The sequence below is a fragment of the Ureibacillus chungkukjangi genome (assembly GCF_044795995.1).
GTDB lineage: Bacteria > Bacillota > Bacilli > Bacillales_A > Planococcaceae > Ureibacillus > Ureibacillus chungkukjangi.
This window is the reverse complement of record NZ_CP085009.1, coordinates 519,186-544,939: the sequence shown is the minus strand read 5'-3', so window position 1 is coordinate 544,939 and position 25,754 is coordinate 519,186. Positions and strand designations below refer to the sequence as shown.

At 36.8% G+C, this 25,754-nt stretch carries 26 protein-coding genes; 4 read left to right on the top strand and 22 right to left on the bottom strand.

The genetic code is table 11. From position 1 onward, the window contains the following. Window positions 1-73: 73 nt before the first annotated feature. Together LG296_RS02750 and LG296_RS02745 are read right to left on the bottom strand one after the other, a co-directional pair. Window positions 74-589 (bottom strand): GNAT family N-acetyltransferase, encoded by a 516-nt coding sequence (locus tag LG296_RS02750; protein ID WP_404427416.1) that lies wholly within the window; start codon window positions 587-589, stop codon window positions 74-76. A 19-nt stretch (window positions 590-608) separates the two neighbouring features. Continuing rightward, window positions 609-1,061: a MarR family winged helix-turn-helix transcriptional regulator gene (locus LG296_RS02745; RefSeq protein ID WP_107931745.1), complete on the bottom strand. Its 453-nt coding sequence runs from the start codon at window positions 1,059-1,061 to the stop codon at window positions 609-611. Window positions 1,062-1,171: 110 nt separating this feature from the next. Here LG296_RS02745 and LG296_RS02740 point away from each other — a divergent pair, with 110 nt between their 5' ends. Continuing rightward, on the top strand, window positions 1,172-1,786 hold the full coding sequence (locus tag LG296_RS02740) for a YitT family protein (protein WP_404427415.1): 615 nt from the start codon (window positions 1,172-1,174) through the stop codon (window positions 1,784-1,786). Between the two features lie 24 nt (window positions 1,787-1,810). On the opposite strand, the gene LG296_RS02735 is transcribed toward LG296_RS02740, so the two are convergent. From LG296_RS02735 to LG296_RS02720, 4 genes are read right to left on the bottom strand one after another with little or no spacing between them, the layout of a single operon-like run. Beyond that, window positions 1,811-3,454: a hypothetical protein gene (locus LG296_RS02735; protein WP_404427414.1), complete on the bottom strand. Its 1,644-nt coding sequence runs from the start codon at window positions 3,452-3,454 to the stop codon at window positions 1,811-1,813. Window positions 3,455-3,456: 2 nt separating this feature from the next. Further along, a complete protein-coding gene (locus tag LG296_RS02730; RefSeq protein WP_404427413.1) occupies window positions 3,457-4,236 on the bottom strand; it encodes an ABC transporter ATP-binding protein in 780 nt (259 codons plus the stop codon). A 27-nt stretch (window positions 4,237-4,263) separates the two neighbouring features. Next, a complete protein-coding gene (locus LG296_RS02725; protein ID WP_404427412.1) occupies window positions 4,264-4,749 on the bottom strand; it encodes a tetratricopeptide repeat protein in 486 nt (161 codons plus the stop codon). A gap of 27 nt (window positions 4,750-4,776) precedes the next feature. Next, the gene (locus LG296_RS02720) at window positions 4,777-5,214 is read right to left on the bottom strand and encodes a hypothetical protein (protein WP_404427411.1); all 438 of its coding nucleotides are present in this window, start codon (window positions 5,212-5,214) and stop codon (window positions 4,777-4,779) included. 183 nt (window positions 5,215-5,397) lie between these two features. On the opposite strand from LG296_RS02720, the gene LG296_RS02715 reads away from it, so the two are divergent. Further along, window positions 5,398-5,550, top strand: a complete 153-nt coding sequence (locus tag LG296_RS02715; protein WP_181417938.1) for a hypothetical protein — start codon at window positions 5,398-5,400, stop codon at window positions 5,548-5,550. A 106-nt stretch (window positions 5,551-5,656) separates the two neighbouring features. Here the strand turns inward: LG296_RS02715 and LG296_RS02710 are convergent, their stop codons facing one another. Both LG296_RS02710 and norA read right to left on the bottom strand, forming a co-directional pair. Then, entirely contained in the window at window positions 5,657-7,000 is a 1,344-nt protein-coding gene (locus LG296_RS02710) for a methyl-accepting chemotaxis protein (RefSeq protein WP_404427410.1), read from the bottom strand. A 232-nt stretch (window positions 7,001-7,232) separates the two neighbouring features. Further along, window positions 7,233-8,438, bottom strand: a complete 1,206-nt coding sequence (gene norA / locus LG296_RS02705) for a multidrug efflux MFS transporter NorA (protein ID WP_404427409.1) — start codon at window positions 8,436-8,438, stop codon at window positions 7,233-7,235. Between the two features lie 100 nt (window positions 8,439-8,538). Between norA and LG296_RS02700 the strand changes: the two genes are divergently transcribed. Then, the gene (locus tag LG296_RS02700; protein WP_404427408.1) at window positions 8,539-9,366 is read left to right on the top strand and encodes a MerR family transcriptional regulator; all 828 of its coding nucleotides are present in this window, start codon (window positions 8,539-8,541) and stop codon (window positions 9,364-9,366) included. A gap of 235 nt (window positions 9,367-9,601) precedes the next feature. On the opposite strand, the gene LG296_RS02695 is transcribed toward LG296_RS02700, so the two are convergent. From LG296_RS02695 to LG296_RS02685, 3 genes are all read right to left on the bottom strand, one after another. Beyond that, on the bottom strand, window positions 9,602-10,432 hold the full coding sequence (locus tag LG296_RS02695) for a sensor histidine kinase (RefSeq protein WP_404427407.1): 831 nt from the start codon (window positions 10,430-10,432) through the stop codon (window positions 9,602-9,604). A gap of 271 nt (window positions 10,433-10,703) precedes the next feature. Then, on the bottom strand, window positions 10,704-11,390 hold the full coding sequence (locus LG296_RS02690; RefSeq protein WP_404427406.1) for a response regulator transcription factor: 687 nt from the start codon (window positions 11,388-11,390) through the stop codon (window positions 10,704-10,706). 13 nt (window positions 11,391-11,403) lie between these two features. After that, a complete protein-coding gene (locus LG296_RS02685) occupies window positions 11,404-11,976 on the bottom strand; it encodes a VanZ family protein (protein ID WP_404427405.1) in 573 nt (190 codons plus the stop codon). A gap of 274 nt (window positions 11,977-12,250) precedes the next feature. On the opposite strand from LG296_RS02685, the gene LG296_RS02680 reads away from it, so the two are divergent. Continuing rightward, a complete protein-coding gene (locus LG296_RS02680) occupies window positions 12,251-13,105 on the top strand; it encodes a hypothetical protein (RefSeq protein ID WP_404427404.1) in 855 nt (284 codons plus the stop codon). A gap of 381 nt (window positions 13,106-13,486) precedes the next feature. Here the strand turns inward: LG296_RS02680 and LG296_RS02675 are convergent, their stop codons facing one another. The 11 genes from LG296_RS02675 to LG296_RS02625 form a co-directional block, all read right to left on the bottom strand. Further along, complete coding sequence (locus tag LG296_RS02675; protein ID WP_404427403.1) at window positions 13,487-14,044, bottom strand: AAA family ATPase; 558 nt, start codon at window positions 14,042-14,044, stop codon at window positions 13,487-13,489. Window positions 14,045-14,085: 41 nt separating this feature from the next. Next, window positions 14,086-14,430 (bottom strand): DUF6176 family protein, encoded by a 345-nt coding sequence (locus LG296_RS02670; RefSeq protein ID WP_404427402.1) that lies wholly within the window; start codon window positions 14,428-14,430, stop codon window positions 14,086-14,088. Between the two features lie 163 nt (window positions 14,431-14,593). Then, window positions 14,594-14,767 carry a hypothetical protein gene (locus LG296_RS02665; RefSeq protein WP_404427401.1) on the bottom strand — a complete coding sequence of 58 codons (174 nt, stop codon included), beginning with the start codon at window positions 14,765-14,767 and terminating at the stop codon, window positions 14,594-14,596. Between the two features lie 392 nt (window positions 14,768-15,159). Continuing rightward, a complete protein-coding gene (locus tag LG296_RS02660; RefSeq protein ID WP_404427400.1) occupies window positions 15,160-17,253 on the bottom strand; it encodes a methyl-accepting chemotaxis protein in 2,094 nt (697 codons plus the stop codon). Between the two features lie 257 nt (window positions 17,254-17,510). Then, entirely contained in the window at window positions 17,511-19,076 is a 1,566-nt protein-coding gene (locus LG296_RS02655; RefSeq protein ID WP_404427399.1) for a diguanylate cyclase, read from the bottom strand. A 153-nt stretch (window positions 19,077-19,229) separates the two neighbouring features. Then, entirely contained in the window at window positions 19,230-19,634 is a 405-nt protein-coding gene (locus LG296_RS02650; RefSeq protein ID WP_404427398.1) for a general stress protein, read from the bottom strand. Between the two features lie 192 nt (window positions 19,635-19,826). Beyond that, window positions 19,827-20,243: a general stress protein gene (locus LG296_RS02645; protein ID WP_251399655.1), complete on the bottom strand. Its 417-nt coding sequence runs from the start codon at window positions 20,241-20,243 to the stop codon at window positions 19,827-19,829. A 949-nt stretch (window positions 20,244-21,192) separates the two neighbouring features. Next, window positions 21,193-21,636 (bottom strand): general stress protein, encoded by a 444-nt coding sequence (locus tag LG296_RS02640; protein ID WP_404427397.1) that lies wholly within the window; start codon window positions 21,634-21,636, stop codon window positions 21,193-21,195. A 102-nt stretch (window positions 21,637-21,738) separates the two neighbouring features. Further along, the gene (locus LG296_RS02635) at window positions 21,739-22,515 is read right to left on the bottom strand and encodes an IclR family transcriptional regulator (RefSeq protein ID WP_404427396.1); all 777 of its coding nucleotides are present in this window, start codon (window positions 22,513-22,515) and stop codon (window positions 21,739-21,741) included. Between the two features lie 56 nt (window positions 22,516-22,571). Beyond that, complete coding sequence (locus tag LG296_RS02630; RefSeq protein ID WP_404427395.1) at window positions 22,572-23,717, bottom strand: CaiB/BaiF CoA transferase family protein; 1,146 nt, start codon at window positions 23,715-23,717, stop codon at window positions 22,572-22,574. Window positions 23,718-23,729: 12 nt separating this feature from the next. Further along, window positions 23,730-25,745, bottom strand: a complete 2,016-nt coding sequence (locus tag LG296_RS02625; RefSeq protein ID WP_404427394.1) for a TRAP transporter permease — start codon at window positions 25,743-25,745, stop codon at window positions 23,730-23,732. Window positions 25,746-25,754: the final 9 nt, after the last annotated feature.

The window sequence follows — 25,754 nt, the reverse complement described above, 5'->3', positions numbered from 1 at the left end:
GTATACTGCATGATTAAAACTCTATTTAAAAAGCGTATATCCGTTTAGGACACACGCTACTTGTTTACTTATTTTAAAGTGTTTTTGTCATTATAAAGTCCAGTTGTTCTTCGTCACCCATATAAAACGAGTGTGTTCCTGTTTGGACAAACCCCATTTTCTTATAGAAGGCAATGGCATTTTCATTTTCTTCCCATACACCAAGCCAAACCTTCTTTTTATCTAGGTCTGTTGCTATCTCAATGGCTTTATTTAGCAGCACTTTACCTAGTCCATGTTTTTGAAATTTTGTCTTGAGATAAATACGCTCAACTTCTAGTGATTCATCCCCCATTTCTTCTGACTGCGCTTCATTGATATTAATCTTTAAATAGCCCGCAACCTCATTACTAAAATGAATTAAAAAGAATTGAGAAGAAATATTGGATATCTCTAGCTCTAACTTTTCTAAGTTAAAAGCTTTCTCCAAATAAGCTTCCATACTTTCAGGTGAATTTTGCTCCTTAAATGCCTCGTAAAATGTCTCGATACTTACTTCTTGTAGCGTCTGTAAATCTTCAAGGTTACACTTTGTTATTTCTATAGACATATATATTACTCCCTTACCATTAGTAATCTCGCTTATTTCCCTTTTTTACATACTCCCAGTCTTTCTCCACGTTTTTTCTTACTTTTTGAAGAAGGGTGAAAATGGTTTCTGCTTCTGTTTCGGAGAATCCCTCTAACGCTACTAAATTAGAATAATCATTTTCTCTTTTTATAAATGGATATGTGTTTTTCCCTTTTTCTGTAGGATAGAGCTTTTTTATTTTTTTGTTGTTTTTATCATCTTTCTTTTCTATAAAACCATTACTCTCTAGTTTTTTTATAGCCCGAGCTGCTGTTGTACGATCTACCTTGATCATTTCAGCTAGTTTTTCCTGAATGATTCCTGGATTTTCACATATTCGAACAAGATACAAATACTGTCCCTTCGTAAGATCGATTTCTTTAAACTCTATATTACTGATAGAATCTAGTGCCCTTGCTATCATTCCAATTTCTCGGAGAATCTCCTTCATAACTGACTCCTTATTCTTTTTGTTGCAAATACAACAAAAAATAGTATATATTTAATTTAATCCAAAATTGTTGTAAATGCAACAAAATAACAATTTATGAGGTCGATAAAGTGAAATATGTTTTTTATGTTTTGGGAATTCTAGTATTAACCCTTGGTATTACTTTCACTATTCAATCAGACCTTGGAACTTCACCTTTTGATGCACTTTTAGTAGGGTTGTTCATAAATTTAGGGCTAACTGTTGGAAGCTGGGAAGTAATTATCGCTTTACTATTAATAGGTTGTAATTCAATTTTGAAAAGACAAAAACCGGAATTTTTGGGTTTGGTAACAGCTTTTATAACGGGGATAGGAATTGATTTATGGCTATATTTATTACATAATTTTTTATCACCTGAATTCTGGTTAGGAAAAGCGATATGCTTTGCATTAGGTCTAGTTTTAATAGGATTAGGTACAGCAATCTATTTACAGACTAATTTCGCCCCCATTCCCGTTGACCGTTTAACACTCATCATCCAAGAAATAATGAAGAAAAGTATATTTTTTTCAAGAACACTTATTTATATCGTATTTTTAGTTATGGCAATCATTTTCAATGGTCCTATAGGTATTGGAACTCTATTAACAGTTTGTTTAGGTGGGCTAATACTCAATTACTTTATGCCACTCACTAAAAGATTTATAGACCGTTACACCCTAAATAAAAACGAACGCTGTTGAAATGGATATCAACAGCGTTTCATTTTACTCATAAATCTTTTCCCACGTTATATTAAATGCTAGCTTCCACAGAATCATTAAGACGATAAGTAGTATTCCAATATAGTAGTATGTTCCAAAAGTGAACCATGTACTTATATAGTGCAGCCCTGTCAGCAATAAAACTATCAGTGTTAAGCCTATCAATATAAATGCGTTGCTGTTTTGATTGTACTCATCAAAGGACTGTGAAAATGGAATGTATTTCTTAAGGAGCATGAAGCAAATTACTGCGAAGCTGCATGCATGCAAAAATACTAAAATCAAATCTGGCAAAATTCTAACACCAAATAGGAAAATAAATATAATACTAAGCAGCAAGTAAATCGGTAAATATAAATTCACTATAAATGCCTTGATGGTTCCACTGAACATGGGTGCCAATCTTTCTAAAGGTGCTGCCTTGTAAATCCATGCCCCTTTATATTTACCCGAGAACTTAAGTACAATCATAACTGTTGGGATAACAATTAAGCTAAAGTAAATCGACAAATACGAATTGCTGCTAGCTAAATCATTTAAGTCTGTTCTAAATACTCCAAAGATGAATAGCAAAGGAATGACAATAGAAAAACCTAATGATGGATAGACCTTCAGCTTAAATTCACGCTCATTTTTCATCATCATCGTTGCAAATCTAAAAAATGCTCGCTCCTCTTTTGAGCGACAAAGGAAATTCACAAGCATTTTTCTAAGCTTACTTCTTCTTTGTTCCTTTGCTTTTCCGTGATACGAAAGCTTTTGAAGATTGTGCTCAAAAGCTGGCGTAACTTTCATATAAATCCAGATTGCTAGTATAGGCATAAGTAAGCTTAATACTGAAAATAGGATAATTGCTGGCTCAAAATTTTGATTCAAGAGCAGGTCAGTATTCGCCCCGTACCATAATAGGAAAACAAACACCTGCCACCACTCGAGATTAAAACGTACCGTTAAATCAAAGAGCTCAAAGGAACGACCAAGCAATTGATAGCCAATCATAATAGCAAAGGATAGTCCGATTTGAACGTAATTAATAATATCCTTCAGCTTCTCCCCATCAAAGAACCGTAAAATCAGGAAGTAGATGAGCGCTGTAAAGACAACAATCAATAGATCCAACAAAATGATATTCAATACCATGACAAGGAAAAATAGAATACCCTTCGTAAAAAGCCCTACAATCAAAGGGATTCCGGCTAATGCAAGTGTTAGGTAGGATAAATAAATAATGACATGCATTAGCTTTGCCGTACTAATCGTTTTCCGATCCACCGGCTTTGGATAGAGTATGTTTCGGTCGCGAATATCAAGTAGTACTGACGAAAAATCCGAAATCAATGAGGTCATTATAAAAAAGGTAAAGATTCCATAAACAATACTCATTTGGAACAGTAAGTTGTTACCCATAAACATAAACGGAAGCAAAAACAGACTAAATAAAACGTAGATCCATAGTGATTTGATATATTGGTTGGTAGGTTCTTGGTCTTTCTTTTTTGCGTTTTGGGAGAAAATCGTTGGTACACGGCGACCATCCATTGTTAGCTTTACTTGAAGAGTTTTTCGCATTACCCTGTAGTCAATACCAAGCCCTCTAAAGACCTTTTCAAAACGGTCTAATAGTTTCAGAGTGAAATAGTCCTGCATCGTTACATCTCCCCTACTACGGAGACAAATCTTACCCCAATTTCTTTATGCTCACTAAACCCTGTCAGCTCGTTGAAAATCTGCTCGAGTGAACCTTCCTTATTCGTATCCTTTAGCTCTTCAAAGGTACCATCTGCTGCTATTTTTCCGTCATGCAGAAGGATAATTCGGCTGCTTATTTTTTCAACCACGTCCATTATGTGAGAGGAGTAAAAAATTGTTTTTCCCTGAGCCGCAAGCTGTGTCATAATTTCCTTAAAAATCATCACACTGTTTGCATCCAAACCATTGATCGGTTCATCGAAAAATAGAATTTCTGGATTATGTAAAAGGCTTGAAATAATTAATATTTTTTGGCGCATTCCTTTTGAATAAGAGGCAATACGAGAATGATAGACCTCCCCAATTCCGAAAAGATCCATCAACCGCTTTGCCTTAAAATCAGCAAAATCAGAATCTAGACCATATAATTCACCGATAAAAGTAAGATACTCATACCCCGTTAAATTATCGTAAAGCTCAGCGATTTCTGGAACATAGCCAATCTTCCTCTTATACTCCATATTTTCAGTGGAAATATCCTGTCCGAAGATTTTCACTTCCCCAGAATAGTCACTTTCAATGCCCAGCAGGATTTTAATAGTTGTGCTTTTCCCAGCGCCATTCGGACCGATATAACCAATAATTTCTCCCCTTTTTACTTCTAGGGATACACCATTTAAAACTGTTTTAGAGCCATAATTTTTTCTTAAATCCTTGATTGATAATAATATCTTATCCATTGTGTAAACCCCTTTCCTTTGGGATAATTACTCCCAGGTTTGATCTAATTTATCAGCATAAAAAGTAAGTGCTTTTTTATATTCAAGTATATTGGAATCGTTTGTTGTTTCGATGAGACAGTTTAGTAACAGCTCCATCGCTTGGCTATGCTCATTTAAATTGTAAAGTGTCATGGCATAGAAGGTTTGGATTGCCCGATTAGCTGGGAATGCTTCCACTGCTTTTAGGAAAACACTTTTAGATTTTTCGTATTCACCTAGAGCTCGATAAGTGCTCCCTAAGCCGATAAAAGCTCCTTCTAGTTCCTCATGGGGTAGCCCCAACTGTATGGCCTTTTCATAATAAGAAACTGCCCTTGCTTCCTCTCCCAATAGGTCAAAGCTCCAGGCACATTGATAGTTGATAGCCGCATCGTTCGGGAATTCTTTTACTAATGCGGTGAGGATTGCATTGGATTCCTTGATGCTTCCACTTTTTCTTAAAGTAATGGCTTTTTCTAAATTAAGTTCCAAGGTGTTCACCTCCAATGAACGCTGTTATTATTTCGCTATATCTATTAAATCCTCGATTGAAGGACCATCTACAAGCTTATATTCCCTGCCATGAATGTTCAGTAGCCCATCAGAAGTTATTAAAATGTCATAGGGATTAATGGGTTTTTCTATATTTGAAAGGTTTATTCGATACATATCTTGAGAGGAATCCTGTTTACTAAAAAGTGTCCTCTTCACTTCCCATTCATTTAATGCAGCAATTACTTCTTCATACTTTTCCTCGCTAGAATTGAAGGTAGCTAGCGTTTGGACAGTTCCATTGCCTCCCTCTCCCCAAATCGTAACCCCGTTTACTTTGTCTGCTAATTCTTCAGGATCTGAAAGAAATGCGTGTACAAAGTTCACCGTTCTAAATTCCGAATAGAAAATAAGTGCACCTAACAAAAGCAAGAACGCTACTAATGATAAAATAACCTTTTTCATGTCAATCGCTCCGTTTCTATTCATTATAATTTATTTACGTTAGAAATTTCCAAAAGTTTCAATAATTACATTTTTATACAATAATATTAAAATTTTCTTTGGAAATTAGGCATTCATCTGTTATATATCAGTTTCAATTTAAATATACTGTTATATACCAAATAAAATGTAAGGGGTGGTAAAATGATTACGGAGAAAGAAAGACAAAACATGATGCAATTTCTAATCAGATACTTTGGTGTGGATCCAAAACAGCTCGTTAACATTAGCGATCGCATGCTTGAAGCTACTTATGATTTTGCCTACAGAAGAACTGAAATGGAATGTGATTTTTAAGCAAACTATAAAAAAATGAAGAAGGAGTCGATTCAACTATTGAACCGACTCCATTATTAATGAGACAACGATCTTGGTTTTTATCGACTAATGATGAACTGCCCCCCTATCTTACTTTGAATTTATTAATCTGTTCATTTAATTTAATTGCTAAGCTACCCAACTCTTTAGCAGAGTTTGCAATGCTTTCAGTAGAAGCTAACTGTTCTTGTCCTGTTGCTGATATTTCTTCTGTGCTTGCTGCAAAGTCTTCTGCTTGTGATGTCAAATCCTGAATTTGGCTAGATACCGTTTTAGAATTTCCGTTCACAGTTCCCATAGCTGTGGCTGTTTGTTTTAGTCCTTCTACAATCCCTTCATACGTGCTTTTTATCTTATTAAAAGCTTGTTCTGTAATTCTTAATCCATCTCTTTGTTCATCTACTAATTTATTTGAATGCGCAATATTAGAAACAGCTAAGTCAGTCGTTACTGAAGTCTTTTCAATAATAGTTGTTATTTCTTTTGCGGAATTAGAAGTCTCTTCTGCAAGCTTCCTAATTTCATCTGCTACCACGGCAAATCCTTTACCAGCTTCACCAGCTCTAGCTGCTTCGATAGAGGCATTTAAGGCCAATAGATTTGTTTGACCTGCAATAGATGTAATAATACCAACAAACCCAGTAACTTGATTAATCATTCCTTTTAGTTCATTTATGGAGTGATTAACGTCATTAGATACACGGAGGGTTTCATCCATTTTCTTCGTCTGCATATCAACACTTGTTTGACCTTCATTTATTGATTCTAAAGATTGATAAGCTTGCACTGAACTGGAAGAAGTATTAGTAGCTATCTCATCTATTAACGAAACAACATCTGACAATGTATTACTAATTCCACTCATCGTCTCGGCTTGTTCAGCGTTACCCACAGCCATTTCATCTATAGTTGTTACCACTTGTGTTATTGCATTTAAATTTTCACCTGTATTTTTTGTAAGGTTTTCCGATTGATTGGTTACAGTTAAAGACACCATTTGTAAGTCAGAAGCTATGACTTTTAATTGTTTTCTTGTTTCATATAATGCCCTTGCCATATCACCTGTTTGATCTTTTATATTGATCAGTTTTTCTAATTCATCATCTGTATCAGCTAAATTTAATTCCGCTGTTTTTTCAGCAAACTCCGTCACTTTAACAATTGGCTTTTCAATCGCTTTTCCTAAAAAATAAGATAAAAGAACTCCTATAATTAAAGATATAATCAACCCCCACAATACCGGTGTGGGTATCATAAAACCTGTTTGCATTTGTTGTACCGCTTCTAAATTTGAATTAGTTGCAGTTGCAGCTGCAGCTGCATCACTGCCATCACTTCGCATAATCAATGATGCAGCTACGTTTATAACTGCTACCAATACTGAGTTTAATAATGATAAAAGGATAATCTTAGTAGATATTTTTTTCATTTGATTCTGGCCACCCATAAATTTTTTAGTTTATTAACATTCAACAAGTATATTGTCCGTCGTTTATAGTAGCGACTCAACATACTTAACTTGATTTTAATTATCAATGATGTACCTTAAAAAAACCTTAAAAGTTATTAGTTTTATACCTCCTCCGTATGTACAAATGAAATGTATTACCTCTATAAAAAAAAGCGTTAATCCTTTTTTGGATTAACGCTCTGTTTGTATATTATAGTTCTGTTGTTCTAGCCTTCAATTTAGTAGAATAATCATTTATCGGCTTCTTCCAGAACATTGTTAAAACTATGCCTAATGCTAGTATTACTGTAGCAAAATAGTAAGGGTAGTTAATATCCACATCAAATAACATCCCCCCTATAATTGGCCCACTTATGTTCGCTAGACTCGTAAACATCGAGTTCATTCCCCCAACGAAGCCTTGTTCGTTACCAGCTATATTAGATAGATAGGATGTCACAGCTGGTCTGAATAAATCAAATCCCACAAAAACAATAAAAGTAACAAGTAAAATAGAGAAATACGTGTGAACAACGGTCATTAAAAAAACAAGTAATGCTGATATTATCAAGCTGTATCGAATAAGTTTAATTTCTCCCCATATTCGAGTTAGCCTTTCAAATAGTAGCACTTGTGCAATTGCACCAAAAATTGCTCCTCCTGTAATCACAATCGCGATATCAGAGGGTTTAAACCCAAACTTATGATCGACAAATAAACTAAAGAAGGACTCAAAAGCTGCCAAACCAAACGAGGCAATAAAAATTAAGATAAACGCAATAAGATACTTTGGAGCGGTAATACGTTTGATGCCAACCTTACCATCTTTGTCCTGTTCGTAAGTCTCTTCTGTACGATTTGGCTCTCTTAATAAAAGAATCGATAGTATCCCTGCAATGATACCAAGACCACCAGCGAAGAAGAACGGGATTCGTGTTCCAAATTCAGCAAGAAACCCACCTATGCCTGGCCCGATAATAAATCCTGTGCTAATTGCTGCTGACATGTAACCAAGTGCTTTTGCGCGATTATTTAGATTCGTAATATCAGCAATAAAAGCTGTAACAGCTGGCATAATGAATCCCGCACTAATTCCACCTAGAATACGCGAGATGAATAACACTTCGATTTCCTTGCCGAGCCCAAATAATAATTCGGATATACCGAAAATAAATAAACCAATAACAATCATAATTTTTCTACCAAATCTATCTGCTGCTTTCCCCGCAAAGGGTGAAACAATTAATTGTGCAATAGCAAAGCTAGCTGTCAAATAGCCAACTATTGTTCCCGTTATACCTAACTCAGTCATTAATGTAGGTAAAACTGGGATTACTAAGCCAATCCCCAAAAAGGCGATGAATAAATTCAACAATAATAATCCCAAGGTAATTTTCTGTGTCTTCATCTTCTTCATACTCCTTAACAAAACAAGCAAATTAGATTTGTTTTGTTTATTTACAAGTCTAATCCTAGTGTATATAGTAACTATATAGTCAAGGGTGGTGGTGTAGAAAATGAGTAAAAAAGAAGGAAAATATCTAACAACTGGTGAATTTGCGAAGCTTTGTAAGGTAAACAAACAGACCCTCTTTTATTACGATCAAATTGGGCTTTTGACTCCGGTATTGAAAAGAGAAAATGGGTACCGTTACTATTCTATTAACCAACTAGAATTATTCTTTGTAATTGATTTATTAAAGGATCTTGGGATGTCGCTTAACGATATTCAACAATATATGCAAAATAAATCGCCCGAAAGATTTTTATCATTAATGTATCAAAAAAAAGAAGAGATTGTGAAAAAGCGCCAGGAAATTGAAACGAAGGAAAAAATGATTGAGGCAAAAATAGCATTAATGGAAGAAGCTTCAAATCTAGTTTTTAGTCAAATTACCCTTGAACAATTACCAGAGGCAATACTTTATTTGAGTAGAAAAATTCAAAATATGACTGATGAAGAGTTTGTAGAAGTCACATCAGACTTTATCGAAGAATTGAATATATCGCATCTTGACTCTGGATACCCGATTGGGAGTATTACGGAACGGGAGCAAGTATTAAACGGAGAATTCTCTAATTATAGCTATTTATATATTGAGCAACCAAATCCAAAGGAGGGGCATCCCTATTTTAAAGCAGTAAAGGGGGATTTTCTCATTGGTTATCATATTGGGGATGAAAAAACCGTACGCAATACTTACATGCGATTTTTTACAGAGATGGAACGGTTAAATTTGACCCTGGGGGATTATGTTTTTGAAGAGTATATTTATGACACGGTTGTTAGGAACCATAAGGAAGAATACGTTACTAAAATCATGATGCAAGTCAATAAAAAGTAGTCTTTGAATTTCTTCATAACGATGTTAAACATCGATATACATATACTTAGAAAGAGAGCGCATCAATAAGCAATAATGATTAGAACCAATTCAACAAAAATTGCTTCATTCGTCTGGGTCACCCCGGGTTCAATTTTAAAGCGACTGCACTACTTATGCAGTCGCTCATTAAAACTAATTCATCATTACACTATTTATATACCCGTATTAATCTTTTTGAGCCTATTTTGATTAGCTAATACTTCTTTAATAGCTTTATTGTAAAAGCGGTTCTTCCCGGTGTGCTCATTACATAAATTTCACCTTCATGGAGGTCAATAATACTTTTGGTTATCGTTAGCCCTAACCCTGAGCCCCCGGTGAAATGTGAACGTGATTTTTCAACACGGTAAAATCGTTCAAAGATATGCGGAAGATCCGAAGGTGGGATTGCTTGCTGTCCATAGTTGGCAATTTCAATCTCGACCGTTTTTTCAGTTTCGCTTAGATAAACGTCAAGATACTTACCGTCACTACCATATCGAATGGCATTTTGGATGAGATTCTCGAATACTCGTGCTAGTTTCCCCCCATCTCCTAAAACAATTGGGTTTGTCGCTGAAGTAAATAGGCGGAACTCCATTTTAACTTCATCTAACTGGACTCTAGATACAACAGCTAGTTGATTAAGCATTTCTTCAATATTAACAAAGTCCTTTTGAATGTTGACATGCCGATTTTGCATATAAGTATACTCAAAGATATCATTGATTAACGTATGCAAGCTTCCTGCCTTCTCATGAATCACTTGAATATAATAACGAAGCTCTACCTCGTCACGATAGCGATCATTGTTAATAAGTTCTAAATAACCAATAATTGAAGTTAGTGGTGACCTAAGATCGTGTGCAACATTGGTAACAAGATCGTTCTTTAATTGTTCCGCCATTTTGACTTCTCCAATTGCTTCTTCTGATTTAGCAATAATATTTTGAATTCCCTCAAGTAATGATTGAAATTCAGGTGGAACTGACATATCCAATGACGTATATTTTCCTTCTGCTATCCGGTGGACTCGCTCCGTCATTTTATTTAGATAAAAAGCAAGATATCGTTTACGCTCGAATTGATAAATGACTACCAGGTATAGTCCCGTAGTTAAAATATAAAAACTAAAGACTATTAATTTAGGAAAATAAGATAATACGTAAAGTAAGCTCTTAAAAAATCTGGAAGTATCCTCTAAATACTCTAAAGCCGGCAACAGAATGAATCCTGTCACAGCAGTTAAAATAAGAGAAGTTATAATATATAGTATAACTTTCCATTTCGGCAGAAACTTTAGGAGATTTACTACATTACTTATCAATTTTATATCCCACTCCCCAGACGGTTTGGATGATGGTTTCACCTGGAATGGCTGCCTCCAGTTTATCTCGGAGATTGCTGATATGAACCATCACTGTTGGGTTTGAACCCTCTCCCGGTGCATTCCACACCCTTTCAAAAATATCTTCGGATCCAAACACTCGTCCACTATGCTTAGCAAGTAAATATAATATCTCAAATTCCCGTGCAGTTAGCTTAATTACATTTCCTTCTACAGAAACTGTATGACTTAGTTTATCAATATCAAGTAATCCAACACGAATTACATCCTCATCCTTCTCATGAAGCTTATAATTAGCCCTCCGAAGCAATGCTTTCACTCTTGCGGTTAACTCCAAAGGATTAAACGGCTTGATTATATAATCATCTCCACCCGTCATTAAACCGATGATTTTATCCATATCCCCTATTTTGGCACTAACCATTAGAATCGGTATCTGACTGTTTTTACGCACTTTTTTGCAAAACTCAAGCCCATCCATGTTAGGCATCATAATATCTAATACAATGAGGTCAAAAGAAGAGGTTTGCTCCAAGATTTGATAAGCCTCCATACCATCCGAGGCTTTCTCTATTACGTATCCCTCGTTTTTTAAATACACCTCTATTAACTCGGCAATTTGTTGATCATCATCTACAACTAAGATTTTAGTCATTTTTATTGACTCCTCACTTTGGATAGAGCTGTAACCTCTGTAAAATACTTTTAAATAGCTGTATTTTAAACAATTTACTTACAATGAGAAAACCAGTAACAGCACCAGCAGTATTGGCTAATAAGTCATTAATATCTGTACTTCTGCCACTTCCTAACACCATTCGAAAAAGAAGTTGCACTAATTCAAAGGAAAGACTCAAACTAAACCCTATTTTAGCAATTTTCTTAACAGAAGGTTCAACCTTGTTTAGAAAAGGGATATACATGCCTAATGGAATAAGCATAATGACATTTAGTAAGAACGTCTTAAAATCTATTGTTAAGATAGGGATAAAGTTAATTGTTTTATACCAAGGCGTTTGGTTGGCAAAGCGTCCTATATTCACATCAATTGGGAAAAATACTAGGTGAATAACACAAAGTAAGTATATCCCAAATGATGTCAGAACAACAAATTGAGCTGCATTTAACATTCGTTTTTTACGCTTTGTCCAACCTACCATCCATATCAGTCCTAATAGTCCTAGGGGAACTAATACATACCATGATTCTATCGTAAACATAATTGACATTGTCTCTTCCATATAAGTACCTCCTATTCTTTTAAAACAAGAATCAGTTTAGATGGAAATTATAAAGTTTTTATAAAGAGGAAATAAAGGATTTCTAAATTATTCAAAAGAATTTCTTACTTTCCCAAATGAATCATTATCATTAATAAATTTAGAGAACCTTAAAACAATTTTTAACAAATCTTTAGAACTCCTCTATATGCTAAAGACATTCAACTAAGTAACATTTAATCTTAGCTTGAATCGGAAGATGACATCTTCTACTAATTAAAATGGAGGAATGTTTATGCAAAACAAAAATGTGAAGAAAAATGTGAAAGGAAGATTGTTTAAAAGAAGTTTATTAGCTGCGTCCACTGTGTTGGTCATCGGAGCTTCTACGGTGGCAGCTCAAGGTAGTGAATATTTTTCGATGTTTCTTGGACATGAAGGTCAGGATTTAATTGAAAGCCAAAATTCCACTCAAGTATCTAAGATTGTTTCGGGTATAGAGATGGAAGTAGAAGAAACTATCATTGGAGGTAAGAGCGCGCTCATCATTGTGTCATTTGAAAAGGAAGATGGAACAGCCTTCTCTGGCGATATCAAAATTCCTGCACTAGAGTTGGATTGGAAGCAGAATGCAAGTTATATGGTTGAGCAAAAAATGTCAGAAGATAACAAAAAGCTCATTACTATGTTTGACATTGATACAACTAAAAACCTCGATGGGGAGGAAATCACGATTATGGCTGATAGTCTTGTAGAATATAGCACAGATAAGGTGATAGCGAATGGTCCCTTCCTCATTTCCTTTGAAGCAAGTGAAAGCAAAACCTCTAAGAATATAGAAACAGACATAAATTTAACTTCATCCAATGAAAAGTTAGCACTAAAAACTATTAATATTTCAGCAAATGGTATAGGTGTCGAGGGAACACATCAAGATGGGAAGAAGAACGAGTTGCCAGAATATACGCCAAAACTAAAGGTAATAACATTCGATAATACCACGTTTGAACTAAAACCAGGTTCAACGAGCACAACCGAATTAGGCTTTAAGTGGCAATACAATTTAGATGAAACTGGAGAGAGATTCCTATTAAACGACGAAAACATTAAAGGTATTGTGATTGATGGCCATACCATTGATGTTCAATAAAAGTAATAGGTGTAGAGTTCGGAATGCGCATTTACTAGGTTAAATAATATTCAACATAAAAGTCGATTTCCCATTTTAGGAATCGACTTTTCAAATGGTCTATTCATACTTCGCCGAATTGCATCTTTATACAATAAGCAAAAGCAGTTTTTATTGATATTTCACTCCTGTTAGCAGAAGAATATAACTCTTAATCAAAAAAATCCATATATTTTTTCTTGTTTGTAGTAATCAAATCTATCCTATAAAGTACCTGTATGATATTTCGAACTTGTAACCATCTGGATCAGTAAAGTAAATAATTTCTTATCAATTTCATCTCTTGGACGAACTGACAGTATTTTTACATATTTATTGGGCAAGTTCAACGTATTAATAGCGTCACGAAGATTCAGTAATTCGGACAATTTCCTTTATAATAATATACACCTCTGCACTTTCTTTTATGACAAACAAACGATCCGCCTCACCATCGATTGGAGGTGATGCACTTTTTGATGCTTGCTGCCGCTTTAGCACTTCTTCAAAAGAAGTCGCAGCTCCTCTTAAAATATTGGTACTTCGCTTACTTTCAGTCACTCTTTTTAGAAGAACTTCATTCGGGATATCCAGATGAACTAGAATACGATAAAAATCATTTTTCTGAAATAACTCTTCTAGCAAATATTCGCGATCCTTTCGACTTCGATTTGAGTTGCAGATAATAATGTGAAGATTTGTATGTTCTTTTGCATAGTCAACGATTTGCTTTGATAGTGCGTGCTTTAGTATATTCGGCCCTTGGTTGGGCTGAAGATTCTTATAATATGTATTGATAAATTCAGCCTGATTGTCTTGATCCATCACAAAGGAATTAGTCAGCTGTTTTTCTAAAGCTTTTGCAAAAATCGTTTTGCCACTATGGGTTTTCCCTATCGTAATAACCACAAGCCTTTGCATAACCTCAACTCCATTACTTGTTTCAGTCTCAAATTCCTAACTTATTTCATAGAAGCTTTTACTTTGTTTGGTATCATCACTACCTCAATTTTTAAATCTACTGGACGATATGTTTTATCGATACATTCATCCCAATACTCCAGATGTTTTTTGTCAATCCAGTGTTCGGATGCTTCTACGTCTACTCCCCCTGTACCTTGGACTGAATACCAATATAGAAACTCGTCCCCATTTAAGACTTCTCGAAAGATGGTTTCAACAAACATCTTCTCACCTTCTAAAGTAACCAATACATCGTCCAAATGCTCATTTAAGAAGGCTAACCATTCATTTACCTTCATTGTTTTTCCTTGCTTCACGCGAAATCTAGTACATTCAATATTCATACAAGCACTTCCAATCCTTTAATAGTTTGCTACTATCCCCACCACCAAATCAAAACAAATAACGACCAACAAATCGTAAGTAATGCCACGAAACAGCCCATGACATATAGAAATGTCATTAAATTCATATCTATCAGTTTTTGTTTTCTATACAAACGCGTGACTAAAATAAAATACAGATATTTAAACTGATACTTACAAATGTTACAACCGCTAAATAAAATATCGGTGCTACTTCAAAGAAATTTTCATTTAAAAAATAAGCCATATTCTGACCGAATATTCCGATAATAGTTGCTATAGTAAAGCTCAATAATAGCATCACATGATTCTTCACAAAAAACTCCTCCCTTAATTATACAATATTACGCTTTCTAATAGGAAAAAGTTTCCTTAAATGAGAAAAGGCCTCCAAAATTGGAGACCTCTCTACTAATCCTTGCTACCGCATGTAAACCATTGATACATCTTGCATTGATATCTGGTTAGTTTGAGCTTGTGGTCGCGGCGGCAACTTAGGCTCTATAAACATTGTTGAATAATATGCATCCGAAATAGTAACAAAGTAGACTAAAAATAATAGCTTTTTCAGTCAATGATCCAAAGTAAAATCTTTTCTCCTTCTTACACATAAACTCCGGTGAAATCTCACCGTGATTGTACACTTAATATATACGAATGGTAGCTAAATAAGTTTCATGTACATTCGAGTCTACCTGACTTTTTGAATTACGAAAGTTTAAATTTAGATACCTCTTCATTTAATTCCTCTGACATTTTGGCAAGTAAGTTCGAGCTTGAAGTAATTTCTTGAACTGTTGCAGATTGTTGAACAGCTGCTGCTGCTACCTCTTGTGAGGATGCCGCTGATTCCTCAATAATACTTGATATTTCTTCAATCGAAGACAATACTGTTTGTGTATTATTATAAACAGAGCCTAAAATCTCCTTCATATTTTCACTCTTCATTTCCGTATCATGTGTGTTCGTTACAATCTCATTTAAGGATTGCCCCACTAATTCGATATAGCTCATTTGCTTTCTGACAGACTCAAGATTTTGTTCAATAATTTGAACAATCCCTTTTGTTTCATTTTGAATTCCTTCGATTAGGAATGTAATGTTATTTGCAGAATGCGCTGATTGTTCTGCTAGCTTACGCACCTCATCAGCTACTACTGCAAATCCTTTTCCTTGCTCCCCTGCTCTTGCCGCTTCAATAGCAGCATTTAATGCTAGCAGGTTTGTTTGGTTGGCAATATCCGAGATAGCTGTTGTAATACTGCCAATTTCTTCAGAACGTTTTCCTAAGGCTTTTACAGATTCAGCAGAAGATTTCACTTGATCGTTTAATATTCTTAAATGATTAATCGTTGTTTCTGTGACTTTTTGACCTTCTTTAGCAGATGAATTCGATTTCTTAGCTAGCTCCACTGCCTGTAAAGAAGCCTCTTGTCCTTCTTCCACGATTCCCACTGTAGCTTTCATATTATCGAGAATTGTATTTGCATATTCAGATTGACTGACTGTACCGTCTGCAATTTCATTAATTGTCATACTAATCTGCTGTGCTGTTTCACCTGTTTGTGATGCACTACTTGCAAGCTCTTCAGAAGCTGCTGCACCTTGCTCAGAATTCTCTAGAATTTTATATAACATGCTTGATAAACTCGTTTTCATCGTTTCAAAGTTTCTAGCAATATCTCCAATTTCATCTTTGCGGTTTAGGAAATTTGCAGGAACTTCACGTGTAAAGTCACCTTTAGCTAAATCTGTTCCTACTTCCGTGATTGCTTTAATAGGCTTTGTAAAACGATTTGCTAGAACAAGAATGGAAATTGAGATTAGCAATAAGCCGACAATGATTGAAAAGATTGTTATGTTTTGTAAATCGTTTGCATCCTTCATTACTTCTTTTTCAGGTACTACTGCCATCGCATACCATGCGTTTGCACTGTCTCCAAAAGTAATTGGTGAGAATTCATATAAAAGACCCTGCTTTTCATCCATATATGGCTCGCCATTATCAACTAATTTTAAAACTTCTTCGATTGAGCCAATATCATTAAATATCGTGTCTATACCCTGACCAATAACCTCTGCATTAGGATGGGCAACAATTTGCCCTTCAGCAGAAACAATCACGGCATAGCCTGTATCAAAAATTTTATAATCGTTAATGTAATCTTGAATGGCATCTAAATTAGAATCTACCCCAACCACTCCAGATACTGTGTTGTTAACTTTTATGGGAACGACAACTGAGAGATAGGTACTCACTTTCCCATCTACTTCATATGGATATGGCTCTAACACCATTTCCTCTCCGGTTTCTTTCGGAAGTAAGTAGTAAGTTCCTAAAGTGGGGTCATCATAGCCCTCATCGGCATCTATCGTTACTTGACCTGCATCATTTCGATATACGTAAGGGACATAACGCCCCGTGCTGTCATAGAAGTTTGTATTTGCAAATTCTGCATCCTTGTTATCAAATGCATTTGGCTCCCAAATTGTCCAGATTCCTTGAAATGAGTCATTTTTCTCAATAATTGAAACCAGCATCGAGTTTACTTGATCACGGTCTGTTGAATTTGTTTCTTTTAAACCTTGCATAGCATTTACCATCACTCTCGCACTATCAAGTGATTCTTCGATATTAGACCTCACATTTAAGCTTAATTTGTTTGCTTCAGCCTCGAGTATGAGATTCGCATTACCTTCAGACATTGTTTTTGTTTTTAGTATATTAAAGGTGAAAACAATACCAAATATTAGAAAAACAGTTATTAATATAGTTACTAGCATCCTTGCTCTTAATTTCATTTTGTTCCTCCTATTGTAAATCTTGATGTATTTAACATTATAATTTACAAGTAGGGGGAAATTTAGTGGTAATTAACGGGAGAAAGATTTTAATCCAAATCCTGGTCTTCACTTCCCCAAATACCACACTACTAGGCTTTTCTTTCTCCAAGGACATGTATTCTTGGCATATATTCCCGACATCATCTTAGGCTTCTAAGCTATTTCATAAACTTTCTAATTTAGTTAATAATCATCAAATCCAACTAAATTCGCCATTATCCTTGCTTATAAACCGTTACCCGATTCTTCCCTGCCTGTTTTGATTGATAAAGGGCATTGTCCGCTCTTTCGATAATGACTTTTGGTGTGTCATCATTTGGTTGAAGTGTTGTCAAGCCAAGAGATACTGTGATTGGTCTTCCAGTTGGGCTTTCAGTACTGGCAATTTTCACTCTGAATTGTTCGGCAATGTCTCGAGCTTCCTCTTCCTCTTTCTCTCTGAGCAATAACCCGAATTCTTCTCCACCATATCTAAAGCAAAGGTCTCCTTCTCTCGAAAAACTAATGAGGATGGAGGTTAAAAATTTTAGCACATCATCCCCTACTAGATGTCCATAGGTGTCATTGATTTGCTTGAAATTATCAATATCTAGAATGACAAGGGAGAACGGCTGCTTTTGCTCCATCCATTCATTGATAACGATATCGAAAGCTTTTCGATTCGCTACACCGGTTAATCCATCCAGTTGAATTTCTTTGTTTAACCTCAATAATTGAATTCGCATTCGACGGTATAGTTGATTGATTTCGTAAATATTGGAATTAATGATTAGCTCATCATTTGGATGATTTAATTTATTGGTCGTAATTAATCTTTCGGAGTACTCCGCTAATCGTGTTAATGGATTGGTTAATCGCTTTACTAGGAACATTGCAACGACTAATATTATGAGTAAAATCAGTAGTGACTGAGTAATGATTTTAAAAACTAGATTATTTAAGGGTTCATGGATGATTGACGTAGGAGTAAGTAAAACCACTCCCCAGCCTAAAGTTTTAATATGATAATAGCCTGCAAAATACTCATTACCTGCTTCAACTGTTACTTTAGAGCCACTTTCCCCACCTCTTACAGTCTTCACAATTGAATTTCCACTAACATTTTCATAAACTTTATTGGTATCTGGATGGCAGATAATTCGCCCATTTTGATCGACTGCATAGACAAAAGAACCGTCATGATATTTATTTGAGCTTATAACGGTTTTAATAGCATTTTCCTTCTCTAAATAGATTGTCCCTACCATCATTCCTTCAAATATGCCACTCTCATTTAATAATGGTGCTGTAATGAGAATTAGTACTGTTCCCGATGTTGTGATATATGGTTCAGAGATAAACGGCTTTTTAGTTGTTAAAGATTTCTCAACCACATCCGGGTTGATTTTTCTGCCTGCCTGTATTATTACGGGCGTTTCCCTTTCCTTGAAATCGATTACTTCGGGACTCATTAGCTGGATAACACCCTTTTCGTCGGTAATGAAGATGGAATTAAAGTGCCCGTTTTCAGATTTCTTTAAGATATCTAATTGGTTTTGGTCAAAATGTGGCGATTTGGAAAGCTCAGCCATGCCGATGATAGTTTTTTGAAAGTCCCTTGTTACATATTGAATACCTTCAGCCAACTTATTTGCGTAATTGTAATTGTTCTCGAGATAATTGGTTGCTAAGGAATTTTTTAGTGCATTGGTGGAAGAAACTAATTCGATTACAGTTGCAATCATCACAGCAATGACAACTAAAATACTAATAGCAACATTGAGTTTTATTTCCTTTTTCATGATTTAATCTCTCTCATTTTTTAGTTATTCTTGTTCAAATAGGCTACCATACAGACATAATAATAGGAAGTAATATGAGAAGGGTTTGGAGAACCCTAAAAAAGCAGCGCATCCCCATTGGGTTAACGCTACTTTTTTTTAGGTATTTTTAAACTAATAATAGTCACGGCGATTTAAATAAATGTGCTCAGCTTTTAGATCAGCCTCAACCGTTTTTGTTTCTAAATAATCATTTGTTTCATCATCTGCATAAATCAAGATGCCACCGTTTTCTACAACCTCTTTATAGTGATCAAGGTCTGCTTCAGGTATTTCTCGTCCTTTTAGTCCTTCTATAACAGCATCATCACCAGTGAAAAGCGACTTAAATTTGTCCATCATATTCCCCGGACGATGCATATCCACATCGGCATCCCATTTCAGGATTGTAAAGTCATCTAAATTTTTACCAACTAAATGTATTTGACCCATCGGAGTTCCACCTGTCTTCAATCTCTCGACAATTCCCATGGCTTCGTCAACCGTATAAGCCACCTCAATCTTGTTCGATGAATACATGCCTGAATCCCTCCTTTTACTAGTCTATTAACTTACTTCCCAATATGTGATTTTTTAAACCTGTTCCATAGGAAAAAGAGACGCCAACCCCCTCTGGGATCAACGCCTCCTTTTATATCAATAAAGGCTTCAGCCCTCATTAATTATTTGGATACTTCTATTAGAGCCTAATTCCAGCTCTTTTTTATAATTTTAAATTAATGGGTTACGATCATTTGAGTACGTATCCATACCTGTATTCAGGTCACGTTCTACGACTGTCGTATCCATATAGTCATCTCTATAAATTAGGACTCCACCATTTTCAACTACATCTTTATAGTGAATTAGCTGGCTTTCTGGTAGATCCGCATCGCGTAAGCCCTCCATCACGGCATCCTCACCAGTAAAGAGCGATTTAAATTTGTCAGCAAAATTGCCGGCATTGTGGACATCCACATCTGCATCCCATTTTAAATCTGCAAATCCAGATAAATCTTTCCCGATAATATTAATTTGACCCTTTGGAATCCCATCATTTTTCAATCTGTCAATAATCGCCAGTGCTTCATTCCTACTGTGTGCAACTTCAATTTTGTAATTGCTTTCGTTCATATTGTTTGAATACATGTTTGAATTCCTCCTTTTAATAGGTTATTAGTTTTATACCCTGGTGGGATGGTGGTAAACATTTTTTGTGGTGGAAGTTGAGTGGGATGTAAGGTTCGAGCTGGCGGAATCGGCTTTGGCCGAGTTGAAATGAATTCTAGTATTCCTGTTGCTTTTCTCCGAAGTGGCTTTCTTTCACCTGATGAACGCATTTCCACTTATGCTTTTCTCAAAAGTGGCTTTCTTTCACCGGATGAACGCCATTTCACCTCATGCATTTTTCCAAAGTGGCTTTCTTTCACCTGATGAACGCATTTCCACTTATGCTTTTCTCAAAAGTGGCTTTCTTTCACCTGATGAACCCCATTTCACCTCATGCATTTTTCCAAAGTGGCTTTCTTTCACCTGATGAACCCCATTTCCACTTATGCTTTTCTCAAAAGTGGCTTTCTTTCACCTGATGAACGCCATTTCCTCTCATGCTTTTCTCTGAAGTGGCTTTCTTTCACCTGATGAACCCCATTTCCACTTATGCTTTTCTCCGAAGTGGCTTTCATTCCACCCATGAACGCCACTTCACCTCATGCATTTTTCCAAAATGGCTTTCATTCACCTGATGAACGCCATTTCCACTTATGCTTTTCTCCGAAGTGGCTTTCATTCACCTGATGAACTCCATTTCTTCTCTTGCATTTATCCAAAGTGGCTTTCATTCCACCGATGAACGCCATTTCTTCTCTTGCTTTTTCACGAAGTGGCTTTCATTCCACCGATGAACGCCATTTCACCTCATGCATTTTCCCAAAGTGGCTTTCATTCACCTGATGAACGCCATTTCCTCTCATGCATTTCTCCGAAGTGGCTTTCATTCCACTGATGACCGCCATTCCCCCACCAACCCATAACCAAACTGGCTTTCATCACATGAATCCTTTATACTTCCTCTTTTTCATCACTTAGCTTGCTTTCTTTAAGTTCGATTCTCATATCCAGTACCATCATCATAGGTAGTCGGATCATCAATAACATTTGGATCACGCTCCATTTCCTTCACGATTTTGGTTGTGTGCAGGTATTCGTCAGTATAGATTAGGACGCCGCCCTTATCTATAATTTCTTTAAATTGTTGCAGCTTGTCTTCAGGGAGCTTTGAATGCTTTAACCCCTCGATTTCAGAGTCTTCTCCTGTAAAGAAGGATTTAATTTTGTCCCCTGGATTTCCAATTCGGTGGAGATTGATTTCTGCATCCCACTTCAAATTCGCAAACTCATATAATTCCTTCCCTACTACATGGATATCTCCCTTTGGAATACCATCTGCCTTCAAACGCTCAATGATCGCCATTGCCTCCTGTTTTTCGAAGGTCACTGCTATATTTGCTCTACCCGGTGTTCCATTATCTATTGGATTCATGTCGTCTCCTCCTAATGTAAATTAGTAATTTGTACCCTAGAGAATCATCAAATAAACATAAAAAAAACTGCCAGAGCTTATTACCCAGCAGTTAAATTAATCCTATTTCATCGAAAGCTGTCTTTCAATTTCTCTTTTGGCTTCTAATATATACTCAGCATACATTCCTGTTTGTTCATCCTTGAAACGAACGTCCGGGATAATGATGGCGATGGAGGCAATGGGTCTGCCAAGAGACATAATCGGTGTGCTTATTGAGCATGCCCCGATAATTCTTTCGCTCTTTGTTGTCACGTAGCCCTGAAGACGAATTTGCTCTAGTTCAGCCAGGAGCTTCTCCCGATCAACCACCGTGGATTTTGTAATCGGAACTCTTTTCACTCGGTCTAGATATTCCTCAATTTCCGCTTGCGGAAGATAAGCGAGTAACGCCTTTGCCGAAGCCCCTGCATATAAAGGCGAGGTATCCCCTACCTGATTTCGAGCCGTTAGTGAATGTACACTTTCATAATTCAGGATGCATCTCCGTTGGTCGCCATCAAAAATGCTCATCGAAACACTTTCGCCGATTTTCTCGCTTAACGCTTTTAAAATTGGCTCAGCAACTGCTAAAATCGTCGACTCCTGCTCCACCAGCTTACCGAGATAAAACAAGGATAGCCCTAGCTGATACTGTTTTGTTCGTTCATCTTTAATAAGAAACCCTTCATGCACCAAGGTTGCGACAAATCGCTGAAGGCTGGAGATTCCGATGCCTGTCATTTTGTTCAGGTCCGTTAATGTAAGCTTCGGTTCTTCCCTTGTGAACGCCCGTAATATTAAAACTGTTTTTTGAACTGTATTCATCAAATAATTTTTTTCAAATGTTGTTTGATCCATGCAGCATCCCCCTTACAACCATAATAGCAAACCCCTCTATTTTTCGTTAAGTAGTTTCATAGATTGACCTTTAAAGGATTAATGATGTCTGCTGTATGCTCGCCTAATAGTGGTGGGGCCTGGTCATAGGAAATATTCAACCCTGAGTGCTGTAATGGATTTTTTACAAACTTCACCCTTCCGTAGCTCGGATGCTCCATCTCGCCGATCAAATCTCTCGCCTTCGCTTGTGGCTGCTCCAGAGCTTCTGCGATTGTATTTACCCGACCACCAGGGATTTTATATTGTTGCAATAAAGTCAGCCACTCGTCCCGAGTTTTCGTTACAGTTATTTCTTCAAGCAACTCCGTAAGCTCCTGCTCATTTTTCTTTCTTGCTGAATTTGTTTTGAAGCGTTGATCTGTTGCCCATTCCTCTCGTTTAATCATCTGACAGAACCTTTCAAACTGGGCATCCGTACCGACACAAAACATTAAAGGACCATCTGAACAAGGGAATACCTGATATGGCGCTACATTATTATGCTTGTTTCCTAAACGCCTTGATGCAAAGTCTGCATTCAAATAGGCACTTGATACATTTGCTAAGGAGCTCAGCTGCACATCCAATAGTGCAAGATCGATAAATTGACCTTCATTTGTCTGGTCGCGCAAGCGTAACGCTGCCAGAATCCCGATTACTACATAATTAGAGGTTAGAATATCCGCGATCGGAACCCCTACTTTTGTAGCCTCTCCATTCGGATCTCCCGTCACATCCATAAGACCGCTCATTGCTTGAATGACTGGGTCAAAGCCAGGTTCATGTGCAAGTGGTCCTGTTTGACCAAAACCAGTAACAGCACAATGAATAGTCCGAGGATTCACCTTTTTTAGTACTTCATAGCCTAATCCCATTCTTGTCATATCACCGGTTTTAAAGTTTTCTAAAACAACATCTGCATCCTCAACCAAGGCTAGGAATTTCTTTTTATCCTCTTCTTTTTTCAAATCAAGCAAGATCGATTTTTTGTTACGGTTGGCACATAGATAGTAGGTGCTTTGATCATTCACAAATGGACCCCACTCCCGCATGCTATCTGACCCATTTGGATGCTCGATGCGGATGACCTCAGCTCCTAAATCTGCCAACAGCATCGAACCAGCTGGTGCAGCATACACTCTTGATAAATCTAAAACTCGAATCCCATCTAATGGGCGCATAGCTCACCCTCCTTAGTCTTTTACTAATGCCGTTTCCTTTTCACGTTCTTCTTCTTTTTCCAATACTTCCATTTCACTTACCTCTACTTCTGCTGCAATCGCCTTATCTCTAATTAAAGCTTGAGAAGCGACTACTAATCCGACAACAATTAGTGAAATGATATTCACAAGAAGAGTTGTATCCATCAAGCTGATACCAGCTATTAATAATAAAATCCGCTCGACCAAATAAGTCTTCCTAACTAGATAGCCCTTCAACCCAGCAGCTAAAGCTACCCCACCAATGATTGCTGTTATCCCAGCATAGATGTACTCTCCAATAGTTCCACCTGTTAGTAACAAAGTCGGGTTAAAGATGAAGAAGAATGGAACGATAAAGCCGATTAACCCTAGCCGTACCGATTCAACTGCTACTTTATTTGGCGACTCCCCTGCAATTCCAGCCGCGGCATAGGCAGCTAAAGCAACAGGTGGTGTAATACTTGATAAGGCGGCAAAATAGAAGGCAAACATGTGGGCAGCTACTGGTGCGACGCCCAGCTTAGTTAAGATTGGAACAGAAATCGTGGCAACGATAATATAAGCAGCTGTAGCCGGAACCCCCATTCCAAGCACAATGCTGATAAAGGCCGTTAAAACTGCAGCCAGAAGAATACTTTCTCCAGCAAAGCTCAATACGTTGTTCCCAATCAATAAGCCGACACTAGTTAATGTAATCGTAGCAATAACAATTCCTACAACTGCACACGCTATCCCTACACTAATCGCACCTTTTACACCTTCAACAATTGACTCGATGACTACTGTTAAACTCATTCGTGTACTCTTTCGAATCGCAGCAGCAGGTACAACGGTAATCAACGAAATAATTGCCGCATAAATCGGAGAAAAGCCACTAAACAGCATGATCAGTAATATGATCAATGGGATAAACAGGTGCCCTCCATCTTTTAATACCTTTTTGGCATTAGGGATATTTTCCTTTGCAATACCTGATAGACCCATTTTCTTGGCTTCAAAATGTACTATCATAAATAAAGATAAATAATACAACATGGCCGGAATGATAGCAGCAAGTAACACAACAGAATAAGAGACTCCTAGATACTCCGCCATGATAAACGCCGCCGCACCCATAACTGGTGGCGCAATCAAACCTCCTGTAGATGCGACCGATTCAACAGCACCAGCGAATTTCTTAGAATAGCCCGCCTTCTTCATCATCGGAATTGTAACTGTCCCCGTGGTCACAACATTACTGACAGCACTTCCACTAACAGTTGCCATTAAAGCGCTTGCAAAAACGGCTACCTTTGCTGGTCCACCGGCAGTTCTTCCTGCTATTGTCAGCGCCAGGTCATTAATGAAATTTGAAAACCCGCTATTTTTAAGGAACGCTCCGAATAATACAAAGACAAAAATGTAGGTTGCCGAAACACCTAATGCTGTACCAAATACTCCTTGACCACCCCAATACATCAGGTTCACGACACGTTCAATGCTAAATCCGTAGTGTCCTAACAAGCCGGGTATATAAGCACCAAAGAAGTTATAAGTTAAGAAGAACAAGGCAATCAGTGTTAAACCAATTCCAACTACTCGACGGCTCGCTTCAAATAAGAGAATTAAGGCTAAAGATCCTACGTAAATGTCCATTGTTGTGTTTTCACCAGCTCGTTCACGTACAAATGTGTCATACGTAAAGAGGAAGTAGAAAATAACAAATGCCGATAACCCAATGCAAAGGATATCTAGTATCGTCGGCAGTTTACGAGTGCCTACACTCTTTTTAGTAGCAGGATAGAATATAAAGCTAAATAATAGAAGAAATCCTAAATGCCAAGCACGGAACTTCACAGCATCCATGACACCAATACTACTCATATACAGCTGAAATACGGTCCAAATGATTGCGAGAAGCACTACAACTTTCCCAAAAATGCCGATATACTTTCTTGAGTTAAGTGTTTTCTCCTCTATTTCCACTAATCCCTGTACATCAACATCCACACTGTTTTTTGTCGTCATTTGAATCGC

Bases quoted from the DNA above. Each gene is read 5' to 3' on its own strand.
- LG296_RS02645 (WP_251399655.1), bottom strand. From the start codon at position 20,243: ATGTATTCAAACAATATGAACGAAAGCAATTACAAAATTGAAGTTGCA.
- LG296_RS02715 (WP_181417938.1), top strand. From the start codon at position 5,398: ATGATTACGGAGAAAGAAAGACAAAACATGATGCAATTTCTAATCAGA.
- norA (WP_404427409.1), bottom strand. From the start codon at position 8,438: ATGAAGAAGATGAAGACACAGAAAATTACCTTGGGATTATTATTGTTG.
- LG296_RS02735 (WP_404427414.1), bottom strand. From the start codon at position 3,454: ATGCAGGACTATTTCACTCTGAAACTATTAGACCGTTTTGAAAAGGTC.
- LG296_RS02635 (WP_404427396.1), bottom strand. From the start codon at position 22,515: ATGGATCAAACAACATTTGAAAAAAATTATTTGATGAATACAGTTCAA.
- LG296_RS02655 (WP_404427399.1), bottom strand. From the start codon at position 19,076: ATGAAAAAGGAAATAAAACTCAATGTTGCTATTAGTATTTTAGTTGTC.
- LG296_RS02675 (WP_404427403.1), bottom strand. From the start codon at position 14,044: ATGCAAAGGCTTGTGGTTATTACGATAGGGAAAACCCATAGTGGCAAA.
- LG296_RS02660 (WP_404427400.1), bottom strand. From the start codon at position 17,253: ATGAAATTAAGAGCAAGGATGCTAGTAACTATATTAATAACTGTTTTT.
- LG296_RS02630 (WP_404427395.1), bottom strand. From the start codon at position 23,717: ATGCGCCCATTAGATGGGATTCGAGTTTTAGATTTATCAAGAGTGTAT.
- LG296_RS02700 (WP_404427408.1), top strand. From the start codon at position 8,539: ATGAGTAAAAAAGAAGGAAAATATCTAACAACTGGTGAATTTGCGAAG.
- LG296_RS02730 (WP_404427413.1), bottom strand. From the start codon at position 4,236: ATGGATAAGATATTATTATCAATCAAGGATTTAAGAAAAAATTATGGC.
- LG296_RS02670 (WP_404427402.1), bottom strand. From the start codon at position 14,430: ATGAATATTGAATGTACTAGATTTCGCGTGAAGCAAGGAAAAACAATG.
- LG296_RS02685 (WP_404427405.1), bottom strand. From the start codon at position 11,976: ATGGAAGAGACAATGTCAATTATGTTTACGATAGAATCATGGTATGTA.
- LG296_RS02710 (WP_404427410.1), bottom strand. From the start codon at position 7,000: ATGAAAAAAATATCTACTAAGATTATCCTTTTATCATTATTAAACTCA.
- LG296_RS02680 (WP_404427404.1), top strand. From the start codon at position 12,251: ATGCAAAACAAAAATGTGAAGAAAAATGTGAAAGGAAGATTGTTTAAA.
- LG296_RS02750 (WP_404427416.1), bottom strand. From the start codon at position 589: ATGTCTATAGAAATAACAAAGTGTAACCTTGAAGATTTACAGACGCTA.
- LG296_RS02625 (WP_404427394.1), bottom strand. From the start codon at position 25,745: ATGACGACAAAAAACAGTGTGGATGTTGATGTACAGGGATTAGTGGAA.
- LG296_RS02745 (WP_107931745.1), bottom strand. From the start codon at position 1,061: ATGAAGGAGATTCTCCGAGAAATTGGAATGATAGCAAGGGCACTAGAT.
- LG296_RS02690 (WP_404427406.1), bottom strand. From the start codon at position 11,390: ATGACTAAAATCTTAGTTGTAGATGATGATCAACAAATTGCCGAGTTA.
- LG296_RS02720 (WP_404427411.1), bottom strand. From the start codon at position 5,214: ATGAAAAAGGTTATTTTATCATTAGTAGCGTTCTTGCTTTTGTTAGGT.
- LG296_RS02640 (WP_404427397.1), bottom strand. From the start codon at position 21,636: ATGAATCCAATAGATAATGGAACACCGGGTAGAGCAAATATAGCAGTG.
- LG296_RS02650 (WP_404427398.1), bottom strand. From the start codon at position 19,634: ATGTATTCATCGAACAAGATTGAGGTGGCTTATACGGTTGACGAAGCC.
- LG296_RS02695 (WP_404427407.1), bottom strand. From the start codon at position 10,432: ATGACGGAGCGAGTCCACCGGATAGCAGAAGGAAAATATACGTCATTG.